19 protein-coding genes, 1 rRNA gene and 1 riboswitch are annotated in these 19,724 nt (G+C 71.1%); of the genes, 6 read left to right on the top strand and 14 right to left on the bottom strand.

The genetic code is table 11. From position 1 onward, the window contains the following. The 4 genes from FXF65_RS41140 to FXF65_RS41125 all read right to left on the bottom strand — a co-directional run. Positions 1–81, bottom strand: a 16S ribosomal RNA gene (locus FXF65_RS41140); the annotation flags it as partial. Between the two features lie 722 nt (positions 82–803). Next, positions 804–1,160 carry a hypothetical protein gene (locus tag FXF65_RS41135; protein ID WP_148355897.1) on the bottom strand — a complete coding sequence of 119 codons (357 nt, stop codon included), beginning with the start codon at positions 1,158–1,160 and terminating at the stop codon, positions 804–806. Positions 1,161–1,221: 61 nt separating this feature from the next. Next, a complete protein-coding gene (locus FXF65_RS41130) occupies positions 1,222–1,809 on the bottom strand; it encodes a phospholipid scramblase-related protein (protein ID WP_148355896.1) in 588 nt (195 codons plus the stop codon). Between the two features lie 488 nt (positions 1,810–2,297). After that, positions 2,298–3,218 carry a LysR family transcriptional regulator gene (locus tag FXF65_RS41125; RefSeq protein WP_148355895.1) on the bottom strand — a complete coding sequence of 307 codons (921 nt, stop codon included), beginning with the start codon at positions 3,216–3,218 and terminating at the stop codon, positions 2,298–2,300. Between the two features lie 125 nt (positions 3,219–3,343). On the opposite strand from FXF65_RS41125, the gene FXF65_RS41120 reads away from it, so the two are divergent. Then, complete coding sequence (locus FXF65_RS41120; RefSeq protein WP_246199445.1) at positions 3,344–4,651, top strand: MFS transporter; 1,308 nt, start codon at positions 3,344–3,346, stop codon at positions 4,649–4,651. 15 nt (positions 4,652–4,666) lie between these two features. Here FXF65_RS41120 and groL read toward each other — a convergent pair whose 3' ends face one another. Continuing rightward, positions 4,667–6,295, bottom strand: coding sequence for a chaperonin GroEL (gene groL / locus FXF65_RS41115; RefSeq protein WP_148355894.1), 1,629 nt, complete (start codon positions 6,293–6,295; stop codon positions 4,667–4,669). Between the two features lie 512 nt (positions 6,296–6,807). Between groL and FXF65_RS41110 the strand changes: the two genes are divergently transcribed. Next, positions 6,808–7,089: a CPCC family cysteine-rich protein gene (locus FXF65_RS41110; protein WP_222869015.1), complete on the top strand. Its 282-nt coding sequence runs from the start codon at positions 6,808–6,810 to the stop codon at positions 7,087–7,089. 6 nt (positions 7,090–7,095) lie between these two features. Here FXF65_RS41110 and FXF65_RS41105 read toward each other — a convergent pair whose 3' ends face one another. The 3 genes from FXF65_RS41105 to thrC form a co-directional block, all read right to left on the bottom strand. Further along, positions 7,096–7,437, bottom strand: a complete 342-nt coding sequence (locus FXF65_RS41105) for a DUF5713 family protein (RefSeq protein ID WP_148355892.1) — start codon at positions 7,435–7,437, stop codon at positions 7,096–7,098. A 103-nt stretch (positions 7,438–7,540) separates the two neighbouring features. Further along, entirely contained in the window at positions 7,541–7,819 is a 279-nt protein-coding gene (locus tag FXF65_RS41100; protein ID WP_067905687.1) for a MoaD/ThiS family protein, read from the bottom strand. Positions 7,820–7,832: 13 nt separating this feature from the next. After that, entirely contained in the window at positions 7,833–9,077 is a 1,245-nt protein-coding gene (thrC, locus tag FXF65_RS41095; RefSeq protein WP_148355891.1) for a threonine synthase, read from the bottom strand. A 16-nt stretch (positions 9,078–9,093) separates the two neighbouring features. Next, positions 9,094–9,235, bottom strand: a riboswitch (SAM riboswitch). 202 nt (positions 9,236–9,437) lie between these two features. Between thrC and FXF65_RS41090 the strand changes: the two genes are divergently transcribed. Then, positions 9,438–10,886 (top strand): alpha,alpha-trehalose-phosphate synthase (UDP-forming), encoded by a 1,449-nt coding sequence (locus FXF65_RS41090; RefSeq protein WP_148355890.1) that lies wholly within the window; start codon positions 9,438–9,440, stop codon positions 10,884–10,886. Between the two features lie 10 nt (positions 10,887–10,896). On the opposite strand, the gene FXF65_RS41085 is transcribed toward FXF65_RS41090, so the two are convergent. After that, positions 10,897–11,955: a sulfotransferase family protein gene (locus tag FXF65_RS41085; protein ID WP_148355889.1), complete on the bottom strand. Its 1,059-nt coding sequence runs from the start codon at positions 11,953–11,955 to the stop codon at positions 10,897–10,899. A gap of 111 nt (positions 11,956–12,066) precedes the next feature. Further along, positions 12,067–12,618 (bottom strand): RNA polymerase sigma factor, encoded by a 552-nt coding sequence (locus tag FXF65_RS41080; protein WP_067898913.1) that lies wholly within the window; start codon positions 12,616–12,618, stop codon positions 12,067–12,069. Between the two features lie 52 nt (positions 12,619–12,670). Between FXF65_RS41080 and FXF65_RS41075 the strand changes: the two genes are divergently transcribed. Beyond that, positions 12,671–14,914, top strand: a complete 2,244-nt coding sequence (locus tag FXF65_RS41075; protein WP_246199444.1) for a serine/threonine-protein kinase — start codon at positions 12,671–12,673, stop codon at positions 14,912–14,914. Between the two features lie 184 nt (positions 14,915–15,098). After that, entirely contained in the window at positions 15,099–15,692 is a 594-nt protein-coding gene (locus tag FXF65_RS41070; RefSeq protein ID WP_148355887.1) for a PadR family transcriptional regulator, read from the top strand. Positions 15,693–15,765: 73 nt separating this feature from the next. On the opposite strand, the gene FXF65_RS41065 is transcribed toward FXF65_RS41070, so the two are convergent. The 3 genes from FXF65_RS41065 to FXF65_RS41055 all read right to left on the bottom strand — a co-directional run bounded on the left by FXF65_RS41065 (position 15,766) and on the right by FXF65_RS41055 (position 18,274). Further along, entirely contained in the window at positions 15,766–16,647 is an 882-nt protein-coding gene (locus FXF65_RS41065) for a hypothetical protein (RefSeq protein WP_148355886.1), read from the bottom strand. Between the two features lie 391 nt (positions 16,648–17,038). Continuing rightward, positions 17,039–17,857 (bottom strand): trehalose-phosphatase, encoded by an 819-nt coding sequence (otsB, locus tag FXF65_RS41060; RefSeq protein ID WP_148355885.1) that lies wholly within the window; start codon positions 17,855–17,857, stop codon positions 17,039–17,041. A 93-nt stretch (positions 17,858–17,950) separates the two neighbouring features. Further along, the gene (locus FXF65_RS41055) at positions 17,951–18,274 is read right to left on the bottom strand and encodes a DUF3263 domain-containing protein (RefSeq protein ID WP_148344792.1); all 324 of its coding nucleotides are present in this window, start codon (positions 18,272–18,274) and stop codon (positions 17,951–17,953) included. Positions 18,275–18,605: 331 nt separating this feature from the next. Here FXF65_RS41055 and FXF65_RS41050 point away from each other — a divergent pair, with 331 nt between their 5' ends. Next, positions 18,606–19,262, top strand: coding sequence for a MarR family winged helix-turn-helix transcriptional regulator (locus FXF65_RS41050; RefSeq protein WP_148355884.1), 657 nt, complete (start codon positions 18,606–18,608; stop codon positions 19,260–19,262). Between the two features lie 80 nt (positions 19,263–19,342). Here FXF65_RS41050 and FXF65_RS44960 read toward each other — a convergent pair whose 3' ends face one another. Continuing rightward, positions 19,343–19,642, bottom strand: a complete 300-nt coding sequence (locus tag FXF65_RS44960) for an SHOCT domain-containing protein (protein ID WP_222869014.1) — start codon at positions 19,640–19,642, stop codon at positions 19,343–19,345. Positions 19,643–19,724 lie beyond the last annotated feature (82 nt).

Raw genomic sequence — 19,724 nt, 5'->3', positions numbered from 1 at the left:
GAAGGGGCCTTTCCGCTCGACTTGCATGTGTTAAGCACGCCGCCAGCGTTCGTCCTGAGCCAGGATCAAACTCTCCATTAAGGTCAACACGACCATGCGAAGGGCGAACTCCACACGGCCAAACCTTCGGAAAACAATCCCGGCAAGAACACGACCCCTCGTAGAGGGGCGTGCATTGCCTCAAAGAAATCCCCGCCACCCCAACTAGGAGTGGCTACGGGGTGGCCAAACCAGGAGAACAAGTCCCCTGCCTGGCCGTATAAAGGCACTGGCTTTTAACACGCTGTTGAGTTCTCAAGAAACGGACACCCACCGTGTCGGATCGGCTTTCGCTTTTCCGGCTTCCGGGGCGACTCGTGTTACTTTACCGGATCCGGGCGGACTGTCAATTCCGCCCTTTTCTGGCACGCCGATCCGAACCCGCTTGCGCGGTTTCGTTCCGGCGGTGGAACCATTTCATCAGATCCGGCCCGATTGTCAAAACCGAACCTTTCCGATCCACCACGACGCACAAGACACGACGAAGCCGTGTCGGCTGAGACGAGGGTGGTGGGTTTCCCCGCAGGCCGGCCACCTTTCGGCGTCCTGCATCCCTGTGGGGCGAAGAGAACTGTATGCCGCCGAGATGCGCGCGTCAAACCGGCTCGCCCGTCTTCGGCATGCGCGGACGCCCCGGCCGCCAGGCCCGGTGCCGCTTCTGCGATCGCCCTACCTCGGCTTTTGTCCGGGTTTGCCCCTGCCTGCCCGCCGCCGAACGGCTCGCGAGCCCCTCAATATCTCATTTTGACAACGGCGCGCGGCCGCTACGGTTTGGCCAGATATCCGCCGATGAACAGCACGCCTTCGGCCAGGACCCAACCGAAGGCCGCGGCGGTGAGAACGGCGTCCAACCGGTCTGGACGGCGCCGGACTCCCGGGATCCCCCAAGCGGCCACGGCGACGATCGCGGCGAGCGCCGCGATCGGTGCGGAGACGAGTACCGCGTCGGCGAAGCCTTCGCCGCATCCCGCGTCGCGCTTCTCGTTCTCGCCGCAGAAGGCGGCGTCGCCCCAGCCTCCGAGGGCGGAAAAGGTCCAGAGGACGGCCAGCGCGCAGTTCGCGATCGTCGGAACGGCCGGCGAGATCCACCAGCCGTTCGACCGCCCGGGCATGGCCTGCACGACCGGAACGTACCTCGCGGCACGCGGACCGTGAAGACCCATGCGCGGGCCACCTCCCCGATCAGGTGATCTCCTTGGACTCGTGGAGGTTCATGTCCATCACGATGGCGGTCATTACAGCCATCGTCCGCAATGGTTCCCGGACGGGATCGAAGATCTCCACCGCGTACTTGTCCGCCGTCGTCAGCAGGTGGGTGGCGAGGCCCGCCCACTTCTTGCGGACGTGCGCGACCTTGTTCCCGGCGGTGTCGGTCACCTCGAAGTTGGTCCTCGGAACGTCCACCCCGACGTTGCCGATCAGAGCTCCCTCGCCGTCGTAGACGACGTAGCGGCGGCCGACCCTTTCGGTGACGAAGGAGCCGTAGGAACCACCGTCCGGTGTGAGGATCTCCGTGTATTCGCGTCCGGCCTGTTTGTCCACGATGTAGAGCGGTTCGCCGTCCGGTGTGGTCAGCAGGACGGCGCGGGGGTCGAGGTTCGATTTGCCGGGGACCACGCTGCGCATCTCGACGTGCCCCTCGCTGTCCGCGGGCGCCGCGATGGCGAGGACGGTTCCGGCATCGTCGAGAACCTTGTACCGCGATTTGGCGAACGGCCCCCTGCGGGGCTGTTCCACTCTGAGCACCGGGGAGCCGAACACTTCCGTCACGTGTTCTCCTGCCTCATCGGCCGCGACTGCGGGCCGCCTCGTCGTCACCTTGCCAGCGTGATCCACGCGATTCGCTACGTTACGCCGCCAAACGGCGATCCTGCCAAGCCCCGCACCGGAGGGGAAGGACCCGACGGCCGAGAACGGCGGCCGTTCACGCTCGCGGTCGCGTTGACCTGCGCATGCACCATTCTGGAATGGCATGGGGGAAAGTGACGTGTGTCCATCAGGTGGGATCGCCCGGCCCGGATCCGGTCGCGGTCGATCTCTCGGTGGCCGGACGAATTCGTAAGCACGGGCCAGCGCGCGTCCATTCGCGCCGACTTGCGGCAACGCTGAGCGCCCGTCCGATACGGCGACAGCGGGCGCCCGTCCGATACTGCTGCGGCGAACGGTCGGCCGATACGGCGAGGGTGATCGGCCATGCGATACCGCGACGGCGGGCGGTCGTCCGATACGCGAGGCCGGGCGGCCGTGCGGGGGCGACGTCACCGGGCTGCCCAGGGCGGCGTCCAAGTATCGGCGAGACGGGATCGGCCAGGGCGCGTCAGGTGGGCGCGCAAGGTGGTCAAAGCCGGATGGGGGTTGTCGCCCCGCCAGATCAGGGAGTGCGGATAGGCCGGGGTCGGCGACTGGACGGGAATGCGCCGCAGCCCGTAGGCGTCCGGCCAGAGGAGGCGGGTCTGGTCGCCGACGAACGTCGCTAGGGACGGCGACCCGGCGACCACGTCCAGCAGCGGCTCGGTGCCGAACTCGGGGCCGACGCGGTCGATGGCCAGGCCGAACGCGGCGGCGAGGTCGTCGTAGTAGGCGGCCCATTCCGTGCCGGTGATGATGCCGGGCATCCAGATGCGGTGTCCGGCGAGGTCGGCGGGCGCGACCGTGCGGGCGGCGGCGAGCGGGTGGCGCGGGCCGGTGAGGAGCTGGATGGGCTCGTCCAGGACGCGGACGGCCTCGACACCGGCGGGGAGTTCCCTGGTGAGGGCGCGGAAGGATGCGTCGATCGTCCCGGAATGGACGGCGGTGATCGCCGTGTCGGCGTCGAAGAGCGTCACCACGTCGAGCGCGATGTCGGGGTGGGTTCGGTGGAAGTCGCGCAGGAGGGCGGCCGGGGCGAGGCCGCGTCCGATCACGTCGACGCGGAGTGCGCGGCGGCCGGGCCGGACGGACGCGGCCGCCCTCTCCGCCGCGCCGAGAAGTTCTCGCGCGTGGGGCAGGAAAGCCTGGCCGTCGATGGTGAGCCGGGCGCCGCGCGGGGTGCGGGTGAACAGGTGAACGCCGAGGTCGCGCTCGAGGGCGGCGATGCGCTTGGACACCGCCTGCTGGCTGATCGACAGTTCGGCGGCGGCCTGCTGGAACTGGCCCGCGTCCGCGGCGGCGACGAAGGTGCGCACGGCGTTGAGGTCCACGCCGACCGACTCTAGGACGGCGCCATGACAGACAACCGCCCGTTGTACCTGGACATTCGGACGGTTGTTTGATCCCGGTGTTCGCCGCTCGCTACGGTCTCGCCGGTCCACCCGAGGTTGTTCCGGTGGACGAGCGAGACGGCGGGCGGGACGGCGGGCGGGGGGCGCGCGGCATGGCGAGACGATCGCTGGGACGGCCGTTCGAGTGGCTGTGGGTCTCGTTCGCGGTGAGCGCGACCGGCACGCGGCTCGCGCACGACGCGTTCCCGCTGATCGCGGTCCTGGTGCTGCACGTCGGGCCCGCACAGGTGTCGGCGCTGGCGGCGGCGGGGCTCGCGGTGGGCGCGCTGGTCGCGGTGCCGCTCGGCCCGTGGGTGGAGTTCCGCCGCAAGCGTCCCGTGATGATCGCGATGGACCTGGTCCGGTTCGCGGCGATGCTGAGTGTGCCCGTCGCGTACGCGTTCGGACGGCTCGGGTTCGTCCAGCTCCTGGTCGTGTCGATCATCGTCGCGGCGGCGGGGATCGCGTTCCGGTCGGCGAGCGGAGCGGCGCTGAAGTCGCTCGTCGCGCCCGGCGACCTGCTCGTCGCGAACGGGCGGTTCGAGTCGACGACCTGGACGACGACCGTCCTCGGACCACCGCTCGGCGGGGCCGCGATCGGACTGTTCGGCCCGGTCACGACCGTCGTGGCCGACGCGGCCAGCTACCTGCTGTCGGCGGGCGCGATACGCGCGATCGGCGGGAACGAGCCGCGCCCCGTCCGGACGGAGCGGGCGCGGGCGGGCGGCCTGCTCGAAGGGTGGCGGCACATCCTGGCCCATCCGGTGCTGCGCCCGCTGTTCCTCAACACGGTCCTCGTCAACGGCCTGATCATGGCGACGGCGCCGGTGCTGGCGGTGCTGATGCTCGGCGACCTCGGGTTCGCGCCGTGGCAGTACGGGCTGGCGCTCGGCGTCCCGTGCCTCGGCGGCCTCGTCGGCGCCCGGCTGTCGCCGCGGCTCGTCGCGCGGTTCGGGGAGCACCGGGTCATGCTCGCCGCGGGGACGCTCCGCGTGTGCTGGCCGATCGGGCTGGTCTTCGTCCGGCCGGGGGTGGCGGGGCTCGTGCTGGTGGTCGCCGTCGAGTTCGCGCTGATCCTCTGCATCGGGGTGTTCAACCCCGTCTCGGTGACGTACCGGCTCACCCAGACCGCGGACGACCGGGTCGCCCGGACGCTCTCCGCGTGGACGATCACCGGCAACGCCGCCACCGCCGTACTGACCGGGCTTTGGGGCGTCCTGGCCGGGGTGACGAGCCCGCGCGCCGCGCTCGGAATCGCCGGGGCGCTCATGCTCGCGACCCCGCTGCTCCTCCCCCGCCACGACCGGACGCCGCCCGACGCGGGAACGCAAAAGGGGCGGCCCGAAGGCCGCCCCTCTCAGGTCAAGCAGTGATCGTTCGCCGTTCGATCAGAAGTCCATGCCGCCGGCGTCGGGCATGCCGCCCGCCGGAGCCGGGTTCTTCTCGGGCTTCTCGGCGATGACCGCCTCGGTGGTCAGGAACAGCGCGGCGATCGACGAAGCGTTCTGCAGCGCGGACCGGGTCACCTTGGCCGGGTCGAGAATCCCCGCCTCGAACATGTTGGTGTACTCGCCCGTGGCGGCGTTCAGGCCCTCACCCGGAGTCAGGTTGCGGACCTTCTCCACCACGACGCCGCCCTCAAGACCGGCGTTGACGGCGATCTGCTTCAGCGGCTCCTCAAGAGCGCGCTTCACGATGTTCGCGCCGGTGGCCTCGTCGCCCGACAGCTCCAGCTTGTCGAACGCCTTGGCGCCGGCCTGCAGCAGCGCCACGCCACCGCCGGGGACGATGCCCTCCTCGACCGCGGCCTTGGCGTTGCGGACGGCGTCCTCGATGCGGTGCTTGCGCTCCTTGAGCTCCACCTCGGTCGCGGCGCCGGCCTTGATCACCGCGACGCCGCCCGCGAGCTTGGCCAGGCGCTCCTGGAGCTTCTCGCGGTCGTAGTCGGAGTCGGTGTTGTCGATCTCGGTGCGGATCTGGTTGACCCGGCCCGCGATCTCGTTGGCGTCGCCGGCGCCGTCCACGATCGTGGTCTCGTCCTTGGCGATGACGATCTTGCGCGCCCGGCCGAGCATGTCGACCGAGGTGTTCTCCAGCTTGAGGCCGACGTCCTCGCTGATGACCTGGCCGCCGGTCAGGACGGCGATGTCGTTCAGCATGGCCTTGCGGCGGTCGCCGAAGCCCGGGGCCTTCACGGCCACGGACTTGAAGATCCCGCGGATCTTGTTGACGACCAGCGTGGCCAGGGCCTCGCCCTCGACGTCCTCCGCGATGATCAGCAGCGGCTTGCCGGACTGCATGACGCCCTCGAGCACGGGCAGCAGGTCCTTGTTGGCCGACACCTTGCCCTGGACGATCAGGATGTACGGGTCCTCCAGGACCGCTTCCATCCGCTCCGGGTCGGTCACGAAGTAGTGCGAGATGTAGCCCTTGTCGAAGCGCATCCCCTCGGTGAGCTCAAGCTCCAGACCGAAGGTCTGGCTCTCCTCGACCGTGATGACGCCTTCCTTGCCGACCTTGTCCATCGCCTCGGCGATCATCTCGCCGATCTGCGGGTCGCCGGCGGAGATGGAGGCCGTGGAGGCGATCTGCTCCTTGGTCTCCACGTCCTTCGCGAGCTTGGACAGCTCCTCGCTGACCCGCTCGACCGCGGACTCGATGCCGCGCTTCAGCGACATCGGGTTCGCCCCGGCCGCCACGTTCCGCAGCCCCTCGCGCACCAGCGCCTGGGCAAGCACGGTCGCCGTCGTCGTGCCGTCACCGGCGACGTCGTCGGTCTTCTTGGCGACCTCCTTGACGAGCTCCGCGCCGATCTTCTCCCACGCGTCCTCGAGCTCGATCTCCTTGGCGATCGACACACCGTCGTTCGTGATAGTGGGGGCGCCCCACTTCTTCTCCAGCACGACGTTGCGGCCCTTGGGACCAAGGGTCACCTTGACGGCGTCGGCGAGCTGGTTCATGCCGCGCTCAAGACCGCGACGGGCCTCTTCGTCGAACGCGATCATCTTTGCAGCCATAGGCTCCAGTCCTCCCGGAACAAGGTGGCTTAGACGGATCGAGCCGACGCCCGCGACGGACGGCCCCCGCCGACGACTGCCATTCCGCCGCCGAACTGGAGCCTCATCGCCCCGACCCAGACTGTGAAGTTGTCACTCTCCACAGCAGAGTGCCAACCGTTTGTTTAGCACTCTACCCTGCCGAGTGCAAGCGCCGCGCATCCTCACCCCCGGAAGGTTCACCTGCCGTCCAGGACCCGTCCCCACCTGCGCCGGAACCTGACTCTGGCGGCACGGGCGCGCCGGGTTGAGATCAACCGGGGGTGAGTTACGGCCTCGCCGTCTGGGAGGGCCAGCGGCCGGCCGGTGATCAGGCTCGTTGGGGCGGTCGAGCGGCTGTCCGGGTCGAAGATCACGGCACTGCTCGGGCACTCTCGAGCCCGGAAGCGGTAAATCACGCGTTCCGGGCTAAAGCCTGGTCCTGTCATCTGGCTGCTGGCAGTAGGAAGCCTTGGGGTGGAATGATTCCGAGGGTGTTCTTCAATGTGCAGCGGGAGCCGCAGGGGGAGCCTTACGCGTGTCCTTGCTGCGGTTATCTGACGCTTGAGCAGCGCGGCTATTGCGAGATCTGCCCGGTGTGCTTTTGGGAGGACGACGGACAGGACGAGCATGACGTCGACGAGGTGCGGGGTGGGCCGAACCGGCGCTTGAGTCTGGGGCAGGCGCGGCGGAACTTCGGCCGGTTCGGGGCGTGCGAGGAGAAGGTGCTTCCGCACGTCCGCGAAGCGTTTCCCTGGGAGCATCCGCTCAGTTGACAGGGGTTACCAGTCTCGGTTGGCGACTAGTTCTTCCAGGTCCGCGTCGGGGAAGTTGTAGGCGGTCGCTATGAACCAGAAGTCTTCGGCCAGGAAGTCGCGGGCCACTGTTTCTATTTCGCTGTCCGCCTCGTAGAACTCGTCGGTGAGGTCGTTGATCTCTTCTGTGGCGGCCTGGGTGAGGGTGTAGAGGGCTGGTAGGTCGGCGGGGTTTTCGGCCTCTATTCGTTCGCAGAGGCGTTGCAGGATCGACCTTGCCTTGGCTACCAGGTGGTCGGGGTAGTAGTCGTCCTCGAACATCTTGTGCAGGAAGGCGTGGTCGGCGATCTGCTGGTTTTTGAACGGCACCCTGGCTCCTCAGTGGACTGGCGCCGATACTGCACCACGCCTCTGACAAAGATGAACCCGATCCCGGCGCGCGGTGGGGGCGCGCCGGGATCGGGTTCGGCTCTCAGCCGCCCGCGACGGCGGGGATGATGGAGATCTGGACGCCCTCGGGCGTCGCGGTGTCGAGGCCGTCGGCGAAGCGGACGTCCTCGTCGCCGACGTAGACGTTCACGAAGCGGCGGATCTTGCCGGCGTCGTCCAGGATGCGGGCGGAGATGCCGGAGTAGCTGGCCTCCAGGTCGGCGACGACCGCGCGCAGGGTCGCGCCCTCGGCCTTCACCTCCGCCTCGCCGCCGGTGTAGGTCCGCAGGATCGTCGGGATACGGACGGACACGGTGCTCATGCTGCTCCTTTTCTCAGGCGAGGCCCGCGGCGCGGAACGCTTCCAGGGACGGGGCGATGTTGGCGGACGGGGCGACGACCGGCGCGACGGCGTCCAGGGTCTTCAGCCCGTCCCCCGAGTTGATGATCACGGTCTCGGCGGACGGGTCGAGCGCCCCGGTGCCGATGAGCTTGCGGAGCGTCGCGACGGTCACGCCGCCCGCCGTCTCGCCGAAGATGCCCTCGGTGCGGGCGAGCAGCCGGATGCCCTCGACGACCTCGTCGTCGGTGACGTCCTCGACGGCGCCGTTGGTGCGGCGGGCGACGTCCAGGACGTAGGGGCCGTCGGCCGGGTTGCCGATGGCGAGGGACTTCGCGATCGTGTCCGGCTTCACCGGGCGGATCACGTCCAGGCCGGCCTTGAACGCGGCGGCGACCGGGCCGCAGCCCGCGGCCTGCGCGCCGAAGACGCGGTACGGCCGGTCTTCGACGAGGCCCAGCTTGATCAGCTCCTGGAACGCCTTGTCGATCTTGGTGAGCTGGGAGCCGGACGCGACCGGCACGACGATCTGGTCCGGCAGCCGCCAGCCGAGCTGCTCGGCGATCTCGTAGCCGAGGGTCTTGGAGCCCTCCGCGTAGTACGGCCGGACGTTGACGTTGACGAACGCCCAGTCGTCCTGCTCCCCGGCGATCTCGGACGCGAGCCGGTTCACGTCGTCGTAGTTGCCGTCGACCGTCACGAACGTCCCGCCGTAGACGGCCGTCGTGATGATCTTCTGCGACTCCAGGTTCGACGGGACGAACACGGCGCTGCGGATGCCGGCGCGGGCGGCGGCCGCGGCGACGGCGTTGGCGAGGTTGCCCGTGGACGGGCAGGCCAGCACCTTGAAGCCGAGTTCGCGGGCGGCGGCGAGCGCCACGGCGACGACGCGGTCCTTGAACGAGTGGGTCGGGTTGCCGCTGTCGTCCTTGACCCAGAGGCTCTGCAGCCCGAGGCTCTCGGCGAGGTTGTCGGCGCGGACGAGCCGGGTCAGCCCGGGCTCGGTGTTAGGCGTGTCCGCAATGTTGGACGGGACGGGCAGCAAGCCCCGGTACCGCCAGATATTGCGCGGACCGGACTCGATGCTCTCGCGGGTGACGCCCCTGAAGTCGTACGCGATCTCCAGGGGGCCGAAACACTCCTCGCAGGCGTAATGCGGCCCGAGATCGCGAGACGAGCCGCATTCACGGCAAACGAGGGCGGTAGCCGGTCCAAGGTCGGTGGCAGGCGTAAGTGCCATGCTGGCGAGGCCTTTCTCCCCATCTTTCCTGCGCCACCTTGGTCGCAGGCCGGAGTTGGCACCATCTCCCGGCCGGCCTCGCAGGATCGCGAGTACGCCTTAGCCGGGTGGTTGCCGGGGCTTCGCAGGGCCGGTCCCTCCACCCCTCTGGATGAGCTGTATTCAGTTGTCGAGCGCCAAGCCGCTTTGGGCTTGTATGCGTGACTTTACATGAACTGACCGGATGCGAGACAGGTGGGTCCGGCCCTTGAGACGTTACCCGGACGAGTTCTTGATCACCCCTGGGACCCGTCCGGCGGGACGGCGCGCGGCACGCGGGGTGCTTTGAAGCGCCCCGGTCCCAACTGAGACCCTGCCGGTATGAGCCAAGTGCTGGTGGCGTCGAACCGGGGCCCGGTGTCGTTCTCCCTATCGGACGACGGCGCGCTCACCATGCGGCGCGGCGGCGGCGGACTGGTGTCCGGCCTCGCCGGGATAGCGGCCGCCCCCGGCGATGCGTCCCCTGACGTGCTGTGGGTGTGTTCGAGCCTGGGCGAGGCCGACCGGACGGCCGCCCGCGGCTCCCCCGACGGCCGTCTCGACCTCGCCGGGTACGAGACGGGCGGCGCGGCCGTGCGGATGCTCGACATCCCGGCCGGGACGTTCCACCGCGCCTACAACGCCGTGGCGAACTCGACGCTGTGGTTCGTCCATCACCTCCTGTACGACACCCCGCGCAGCCCGCATTTCGACGCGCGCACCCGGCGCGACTGGCAGTCCTACGAGGCGTACAACGCGGCGTTCGCGGACGCTCTGGCCCGGGACGCCGCACCCGGCGCGAAGACCGCGATCCAGGACTACCACCTGTCCCTCGCACCCCGGATGCTCCGCGAGAGACGTCCCGACCTGAGGATCGTGCATTTCTCGCACACGCCGTGGGCTCCACCCGACTATTTCCGCCTTCTCCCAGACGACATCGGTACGCAGATCCTGCTGGGCATCCTCGGGGCAGACCACGCTGGGTTCCTGACGGAGCGGTGGGCTTCTGCGTTCCTCGACTGCTGCGAATCGCTGCCGGGCACTCGGGTCGACCGTGCCTCCCGTACTGTCTCGTGCGGCGGGCACGTCACGCGCGTAGGCGTCCATGGTCTCGGCGTCGACGGGACGGCCCTGCGCCAACGCGCCGCCGAACAGGACGTCGTCGAACGGGCGCGCGCGCTGCGCGAACAGGTGGGCGACCGTCAGCTCATCGTCCGCGTCGACCGGACGGAACTGTCCAAGAACATCGTGCGCGGGCTCGCCGCCTACCGCGAGTTGCTCGTCAACCATCCCGAATGGCGCGGACGGGTCGTGCACCTCGCGTTCGCCTACCCGTCCCGCTACGACCTGCGCGAGTACCGGGAGTACACCGAGGCCGTCGAGCGGACGGCCAAGCAGATCACCGACGAGTTCGGCACCGCCGACTGGGACCCGCTGATCGTCCAGGTGAACGACGACTACCCGCGCTCCCTCGCCGCCTACGGACTCGCGGACGTCCTGCTGGTCAACCCGATCCGGGACGGGATGAACCTCGTCGCGAAGGAGGGGCCCGTCCTGTCGCAGCGGGGCTGCGCGCTGGTGCTGTCCAGGGAGGCGGGCGCGGCGGCCGAACTGTCCGAGGGCGCGCTGACGATCAATCCGTACGACGTGTCGCAGACCGCGGAGGCCCTGCACCGGGCTTTGCTGATGCCGCGTGCCGAGCGCGCGGAGCGCTGCGGCCGCCTCGCCGCCGCCGCGACCGCGCTCCCGCCGCACCGCTGGTTCGCCGACCAGCTCGCGGCGCTCGACTGACCCCTCGGGGTCAGCTCGCGAGGGGGCTTCCGGAGTCGGCCCGCGGTGTCACGGCGGGCTCCGCCGTCAGGAGGCATTCGACGGGGTTGGGCTCGTGGTGGCGGCGCCAGCGCTCGCGCAGGGCCTCCTTGCGCTGCGCCATCCGGCGGTGCGTGCTGATCTTGGCGAACCGGGCGAGCTGCGACGCGGGCGGCTTCGGCAGGCCGCTCGGCTCGTAGCCGAACTCGGCGAGCCGCTGGCCGAAGGCGGCCTCCGCCAGGCTGATCTCCCAGGAGTGCAGGCGCTGCGCCCACGACCCGACGCGGCTGGTGGTGACGGCGCTCCTCGTCCGGCCGTGCCAGGCGCCGCGTTCCGGGCCGGGCCGCCTCGCCGTGCGGTCCGGCTGCGCGATGGCGGTCATGGCGGGGTCGAAGTCCTCGCCGAGGAAGGCGCAGAGCCTCGCCAGCTCGTCGGCGGGGTCGGCGACGAGGCGCTCGTACTGCATCTCGTAGTAGCCGTCCGGGCCGAGGCGGGCGCCGAGGCGGCGGCCCCGGTCGACGGCCTCCCGCCACGCGGAGATGGCGTGGTGGACGTCCTGGTCGTACCACGGCCTCTCCAGCAGGGAGGCGACGCAGTCGCGGCCGTCCCGGACCAGGTGGACGAACTGGGCGTCCGGGAACATCCGCAGCAGCGAACCCGCGTACCGGACGTAGCTCGGCCGCCGGTCGCCCCAGCGCGGCTTGTCGAACCGGCGCGCGTAGGCGCCGAAGACCGTGCCGACCGCGGAGCCCAGCGTGGGCGGCCCGGCGACGATCTCGTCGGTGGTTTCGGCCGCGTCCAAACCGAGCGCGCGGAACTTCGTGGACCGGTCGCGGGTGATCCAGTCCGCCAGCTCGCGCCTGTTCTCCCTGACCGTGAGGTCACCGAACTCGCACCGCGCCGTATAGGCCGGGACGACGAACCTCGTCTCGGCGGGGACGGCGATGCGCGGATGCGAGTGCAGCATCAGTTGCAGCAGGGACGTCCCCGACCGGGCGCAGCCGAGGATGAAGATCGGACGGTGGTCGCGCTGGGCCGGGCCTGAGGACATGCACGGCATGGTTTCGGCGCGGCCGGGCGGGTCGCCGGGGCATGGGCGCACCGTTGCGCCCCGATGACCGAGCCTTGACGCCCGTCCGCGCTCCGAAACCTCGTGCGGGGATCAGGTGTAGGACTCGCCCAGGGTCTGCCTGACCTGCTTGCGCGCCTCGTGGATGCGTGACTTGACCGTGCCGAGGGGCAGGCCGAGCTGCTCCGCGATCTCCGCGTACTCCAGTTGGGACACGTCCCGCAGGACGAGGGCCTGGATGAGGTCCGGCTTGCGGGCCTCCAGGTCTTCCATCGCGTCCAGGATGTCGACCCGGGAACCGGCGATGACGCTGGTCCGGCGCGGGTCGGGACGCTGCTGCGGAAGCTCGCCCGCCTGCTCCACCGACCGCCGCTTCAACGACCGGTAGGTGGACCGGGCGGAGTTGGCGACGACGACGTGCAGCCAGGTGCTGAACCGCGACCGGCCCTCGAACCGGTGGATGTTCCGCGCGACCTGGAGCAGGGCGTCCTGGCAGGCCTCCTCGGCGTCCTGCCGGCAGGGCAGGAAGCGGGAGCTGTGCCGCAGGACGTCAGGCTCGATCCTGCGAAGGAGCTCGTTGAGGGCGCTCTGATCGCCCTGCGCGGCCTTGACCGCGAGCTCCTCGGTCCTCTCGTCGAATGCCATGCCGCCTCAATGCTTGTTCGCGCACTCACCCCGTTGTTGGGATGATACGGGAGTGTCTTTCCCACCATCAGTAGGCCGTTACCGGATCGATCGCGTCCTGGGTTCGGGGGCGTTCGCCTCTGTGTGGCTGGGTCACGATGACGCTCTGGAGTCCCAGGTCGCGATAAAGGTCCTGTCCGGAAGCCTGATCGACGATCTGGACGTACGCAACCGGTTCTTGGAGGAGGCCCGGATTCTGCGGCGTGCCGACTCCGAGCGGCTGGTGCGCGTCCACGACATCGGAGAGCTTCCAGATGGGCGTCCCTACTTCGTGATGTCCTACGCAGACCGGGGCACTCTGGGCGACCGGATGCGCGAACGGCCACTTCCGGTCAGCGAGGCGATCGTGCTCGCCGAGGAGATCGCGTACGGCGTCGAGGTGATCAACACGCTCGGCGTCATCCACCGCGATCTGAAGCCGTCCAACGTGCTGTTCCAGTCGACGGCGGACGGCGGCGAGAAGCTGCTGATCGCCGACCTCGGACTGGCCAAGGCGCTCGCGCACGCGTCCGGGGCGTTCACGCTGCCGGTCGGGACGCCCGGGTACATGTCGCCCGAGCAGGCGCGTTTCGGCGGCGGGCTGGACGTCCGCGCCGACGTGTACGGGCTCGGCGCGCTGACGTACCACATGGTCGCCGGACGCGCGCCCGGCCCGGCGCCGGTGAAGAAGGCGCCCAGCGAGTTGCGCGAAGGGGTGCCGCCCGCGGTCGACCAGGTGATCCTGCGGGCGCTCGAGGTCGAGCGGGAGAAGCGGTGGCCGACCGCGGAGGCGTTCGCCGAGGCCCTGTCGACGCTGCGCCCGACGACCGCGCCGGGTCCGGCCGGGGCGGGGGCGGGTTCACCGTCGTATGCGCGGCCGGGGCCGTCCGCGCCCCCGCCCGCTCCCGTCATCGACGCGGACGCGACCGTCCAGGACTTCTACCGCGACGGGACGCACCTCCGCCCCGCCGCGCCCACGCCCGTCCAGGGGCAGGCCCCCGCGCAGGGACAGGCGCCCGCCCAGGGGCAGGCGCAGGGGCAGGCGCCCGCGCAGAGCCCGCCGCAGAGCCCGCCGCAGGGGCCCCAAGGCCCGCCGCAGCAGGGCGGGCGGCAGGATCTCAGGACGCGGCTCGACCAGCCGGTGGAGGACGACGACCGCACGTCCGAGATGCGCCTTCCGCCGCGTCCGGCGGGCCCGGCGGCGGGCGAGCAGACGATCGTGGACGACCCCGGCGGGCGCGGCGGCGTGCGCTTCGGGCAGGGCGAACCGTCCACGGCGCCTGACCTCGACAACGACCGGACGATCCAGTACCAGGGTCCCCCGCAGCCGCCCCCCGGACAGGGCGGGCCGGGCGGCGGGGAGGGCAAGACCGCCGTGTTCCCGATGCCGAGCCCGCAGAACAGCGCGCCGCCGCAAGGCATACCGCAGATGGGCCCAGGCGGTCCCGGTCCGGGTCCGGGTCCGGGTCCGGGTGGTCCGCAGGGGTTCGGCGGGCAGCAGGCTCCGCCGCCACCCACCGGTTTCCAGGCGCCGCCGGGGCCGGTTCAGGGCCAGGGGCAGGGGCCCGGCGGCAAGCAGGGCGGTCTCCTCGGCAAACTCCGCGGCGGAGGCGGCGGACCCGCCGGGCCCGGTGGCAGGCCGGGTCAGCCGGGCGGCGGCAGCCCGAAGAAGTTCGTCACCCCGCTGGTCATCACCGTGGTCGTGCTCGCCGTCGCGCTGATCGGCGGCCTGACGCTCGGCGTGCTCTTCTCCGGCGGCGGCGACGACAAGAAGGACGACGGCAAGTCGGGCGGCGTCCCGAAGGACTTCACGGCGATCGCCGACGCGTCCGGCAAGATCAAGGCGGCGGTGCCGAAGGCGTGGCCGAAGCAGCAGGAGCCGACGTGGACGCCGTCCACGGTCGGCCTCAACGACGCGCAGGCGCGTCCGGTGCTGCGCGCGACCCCGGACAAGGCGGCGTTCCTGGGCGACGGGAAGGGGCCGGGCGTCTTCATCGGCGTGACGACCGACGTCCGCCCGAACCAGCTCCCGCCGCCGGCCGCGGCCGTCCACGGGCAGTGCACGAAGGCCGCGCCGGAGAACTACACGTCCCCCGACAAGTCGCTCAGCGGGACGATCACCCGCTTCACCGCCTGCAAGTCCGGCACGCCGTCGGTCACCGAGGTCGGGCTGCGCGACAAGTCCGGCAAGTTCGGCCTGTGGGTCCGCGTGAAGGAGACGGACGACCGGAAGGCCACCACGGACATCCTCGACAACCTCAAGGTCACCGGCCCCTGAGCCCCGATAGGCGACCGACGCCCCCGGCACGCGGCTGAGGCCGCGGGGGCGTCGTCCCGGCATCTCCTCCAGCGACCCGTCCGGGCCGCCGTCTCGGCGTGCCCGGAAACTTGCTGTTGCATCGCGACCGGTTTCCGATATATCGTTAATGCATCGCAACCGATCTAGACTGAAGGAGACTGCGATGCGAGACCACACGATGCGAAGGCGCGGCGGACGGCGCGGACCCGAGGAGCGCGAACGGCGCGGTGATCCGTTCGGCCCGTGGGGGCCCGGCGGCCCGGGGTTCGGCCCCGGTCCGGGCCACCGGGGGCGCGGCGGACGCGGTCGGCGCACCCGGCGCGGCAACGTCCGGGCGGCGCTGCTCGCCCTGCTCGCCGAGCGGGCGATGCACGGCTACGAGATGATCCAGGAACTGGACGCCCGCACCGGCGGCGTCTGGCGGCCGAGCCCCGGCTCGGTCTACCCGACCCTCCAGATGCTGGAGGACGAGGGCCTGGTCACCAGCCGGGAGGACGCCGGAAAGCGGCTGTTCTCCCTCACCGACGCGGGCCGCGAGGCGGCGTCGGCGCAGACCACGGCCCCCTGGGACGAGGTCACCGAGGCCGCGGGCGAGAACGTCCTGCGCGGCCGCGAGGCGGTCGGCCAGCTGATGGGCGCCCTCCAGCAGGTGCTGGCGGTCGGCAGCGAGGCGCAGAAGGCACGCGCGCTGGACGTCGTCAACGACGCCCGCCGCCGCCTCTACGGCATCCTCGCCGACGACCCCGAAGCCGAGTGAACGCCACCGGACGGAACCGCCGCGGCCCTACGGCCGCGGCGGTTTCGCATTTCCGGGGCGCGGCGGCACGGGGTCAGCGCGGGAACGGAGCCGGTTCGGCGAGCCGGTCGGCCATGTAGAGCTGCTTCCACACGTAGAGGCCCATGTCCTTGCGGGTGGTGCTCCGCTGGACGGGGACGTCGACCGTGGCGCGCACCAGGTACGTCCCGCCCGGCGGCATGAACTTGTCGCCGCCGTCGCCGGGGATCAGCGCGCCGCCCCGGACGCGGCGCACGACCTGGCTGTGCGTCGGCGGCGTGCACATCTCCGCTGGGACACCAGCCTGCGGCATGCAGCGTCCGCGCGCGTCCGGTGTGACGAGGTCGCGCCTGACGAACACGTCGCCCGGATAGTCGAGCAGGACCTTCTGCCGGGTCGGGTTGGTCAGCAGGTACTCGATGTAGGCGAACGCCGTCCCGGACGGCGGCGACGACTGGAACGTGGACACCACTCCGTCGCTCACCCCGCCGGTCACCGCGGCGAGCTTGTACTTGGAACCGTCGGCCGTGCCGACCTCGATGGGCGTCCCGGCGCGGGGCAGCGGCGCGCCCGTGCCGCCCGGCCGCGTTCCGGCGGCGGACGGCTCGGCGCCCGTCCCGCCGTCCCCGCCGCCGCGCGTCAGCACGATCCCGATCGTGACCAGCCCGGCGAGGACGAGCACGCCCGCCGCGACCAGGCCGCCGCGCCGACTCGCCGGGGCGCGCTCCTGGCGGCGGCGACGTCCGCCCTCCCGCCCGCGCTCCCCGAGCCGCACCTGCACGCCGCTCGTCGCCCTGACCCGCATCGAGCCGGGCCTGACCGACGCCTCGTCCTGCACGATGTACGGATCACCCGCCTCCGGCCCCTCGACGGGCGGACGCCCCCGGCCCCCCGACTCCTCCCGCCCGACCCGCGCCCCGGTCGGCCGCGCCCCCACACTCGCCTGCGGGCCGGTGGGCGGGGGTGGGGCGTGGATTATGGGGCGGGTTGGGGCGTCCGGTGGGATCGGGGCGCGGCCGGATCTGGGGCGGGGTGGGCGGATCGGGGTTCCGTCCACGGGTGTGGCCTTGGCCAGGATGCCGGGAGGGGGCGTGTTTCGGACGTCGCCTGGGCGGCGCGGGACTCCCCGTTCCGTGTTCACCGTCGAGCCTCCCGGTCCGTGGCGCGGCTCCCCCTGAGCCACACATAACGCAATCCACCATATTTTGGTGCAATTGGACCAGAGGTCGATCAGCATCACCAGAGTCGCGCGGGATCCGACAAGAGCGATGAGCACTCTTGTCACTCGTCCGACTATCGGTTCGGCGAGTCCGAGCCGCGGCGAAGCGTCAGAGGCGGGAGGCGAGGGCCTCCAGGAGGGCCACGACGCCGGGCGGGCCGTCCACGACCAGGTCGGCGCGGTCGGCGAGTGCCGTGACCTCGGTCGATCCGCTGCACACCAGGACGCCGGGCACGCCGTCCGCGCGCAGCTCGTCAATGGCGTCGAACGCCGCCAGGTCGCCGAGGTCGTCCCCTGCGAACAGCACCGCGGACGGGCGCTCCCCGCGTTCGTCGAGGAACGAGCGCAGCGCACGCCCCTTGTCCATGCCGGGCGGGCGCAGTTCGAGGACGAACCGTCCCGGCTCCACGACCAGCCCGGTCCGCTCGGCGAGCGCGGCGACGAGGCTCCGCAGCCGTTCGAGCGCGACCTCCGGCTCGGCGCACCGCCGGGTGTGGACGGCGAGCGCGTGCCGCTTGTCCTCGACGAAGACGCCGGGCGCCGCGCCCGCCGCCGCGAGCACGCCGGGCAGCTTGGCGCGGGCCTCGGCGACGCCGGGCGGCGGCTCCGGCTCGGTCAGCGCGCCGGACTCCCAGCGCTCCAGCCCGTACTGCCCGAGGACGACGAGCCCGTCGATCCCCTCGAAGCCGCCGTACTCGACGGCCACCGCGGCGGGACGTCCGGTGACGATCACCAGCGCGCCCACCAGCGGGGCCAGCCGGGCGAGCGCCGGGGCCGCGCCCGGATGCGCCCGGGCGGCGGCCGGATCGTCGACGATCGGGGCGAGGGTGCCGTCGAAGTCGAAGCCGAGCACGGCCGCCGCGGGGGCCTTGCGGATAGCGTCGAGGCCGTCCGTTCCGGCGGCCGTCGCAGAGCGGGGAGAGTTCACGAGGACCAGTGAACCGTCTTCGCCGGGCGGGCCGCCAGGCTCACGCCCCGCGCGCCGGGATACGGGTTCGCCGGGCTCTCGCCGGGAGGAGGGTCAGGGGCGGATGCCGAGCCGGCGGGCCGCGCGGCTGCGCTGCCGCTGCGTCCGCACCCGGCGGAGGCGCTTGACGAGCATGGGGTCGCACTCGAGCGCTTCGGGACGGTCGATCAGAATGTTCAGGAGCTGGTAGTACCGCGTCGCCGACATGTCGAACGTCTCGCGGATGGCCTGTTCCTTGGCTCCGGCGTACTTCCACCACTGCCGCTCGAAGGCGAGGATCTGGCGGTCGCGCTCGGAGAGCCGGTCTGCGGGGAACGCGGCGTCGTGCGCCCCGCCTTCGTCGTCGGTCACGGGTCGTGCGGCAGGGCCGTCGTCCATGCTTCCGTCCTGTGGGGGGACGTCACCGCGAGGGTCACCGGGGGCGTTCGCCGCTCGCATCAGGTCCCCTCTGTGGTTACTGATCCCGGGTCGTCCGGGTTCGGGCGGGAGTCATGTTACGCGCCCGCGCCGACAAGTTCCGGCGGTTCCCGGGGAACGAGACCCGGTGGTTCAGTGCATCACATCCCGCTTCACCTGCGGATCTACAACGCCGTGTGTCCCACTGCGACCATCCGCCCCAACCGTATCCAAAATGTGCATTCTACATGCGTTAGAGTGGAGGCCCAGCGTCCGGCGTCCGGCATGAGAGGCACGAAACGGAGACCATCGCATGGCGACGGAGACCCCCGCCAAGGGACGCCCGGCGCGGCCGGACGCGCCCCCGGCGCACGACGAACCGCGCCCGGACCCGGTCCAACATCCGGACCCCGTCCTGGCGGACATCTCGGCGGCCCTGTTCCACCTGCGCCGCGTCTGGGCCAAACCCGACCTGATGAAGCGCATCCGGGCGATGACGTCCGCGGGGACGGGCGGCCGCCCGCTCCAGATCTCGAACCTGATGGTGGTGAACGCGGTCGCCGCCCTCGGCGAGGCCGCCGCCGACCCGAACCGCGCGGACGGTCCGGCCGTCTGCGACGAGGTCACGGTCGGCGCCGTCGCCGAGCGGCTGGAGATCGACCCGTCCACCGCCAGCCGGCTGGTCGGGCACGCCATCGACGCGGGGCTGCTGTCCCGGCGGCCGTCCCCGGTCGACGCGCGCCGCGCGAACCTCGACCTGACCGACGCGGGCCGCCGCGTCAAGCAGGTGGCCGACCGGTTCCGCCGCGCCTACCTGGACGAGCTGATGTCCGGCTGGACGGCGGACGAGCGGACCGAGTTCGCCGTCCTGCTCACCCGGTTCGCGGACGCGGCCGCCCGCGCGCCGAAGTACGCGGACGGCATCGAGCGCATCTTCGAGGAGGCCGGCGCCGACCCGGGAGGCGGCTGACGGCGCCCGCGACACCGGCCCCCTTCCCCGCTTCGGCAGGATTCGCTTCGGCAGAATCCGCTTCGCCAGGATCCGCTGCGTCAGGTTCCGTTGCGGAGGGTGGAGGAGCGCATCAGGTACTCGTCCTCGTCGATCTCGCCGCGGGCGAACCGCTCCGCGAGGAGCGACTGCGCCTTGGCCAGCGGGTCGGCCGTGGCGGCGTCCGTCCTGGCGTGGTCGTTGGTCCGGCGGCGGATGAGGTAGAAAACCGTCCCCAGCACGGCCAGCCAGAACAGGCCGAACCCGATGGGGAAGACGGGCCAGAAGGCGGGAGCGTCCCCGCCGTCGTCCCAGGGCCCGGGGTGCATTGCCGCGGCCTGTGTCGCGATCGTCGTCAACATCGTTCATCGACCCTTCCCGTGTTTCTTCCGATGGGTCGATGCTCGGCGACGGGTCCGGGGTGCGGCATCGTCCGGCCGGAGA

It is taken from the genome of Actinomadura syzygii (assembly GCF_008085905.1).
In the GTDB taxonomy this organism is placed as follows: Bacteria; Actinomycetota; Actinomycetes; order Streptosporangiales; family Streptosporangiaceae; genus Spirillospora; species Spirillospora syzygii.
The sequence above is the reverse complement of the archived record's forward strand: the minus strand, read 5'-3'. Positions and strand labels throughout refer to the sequence as shown.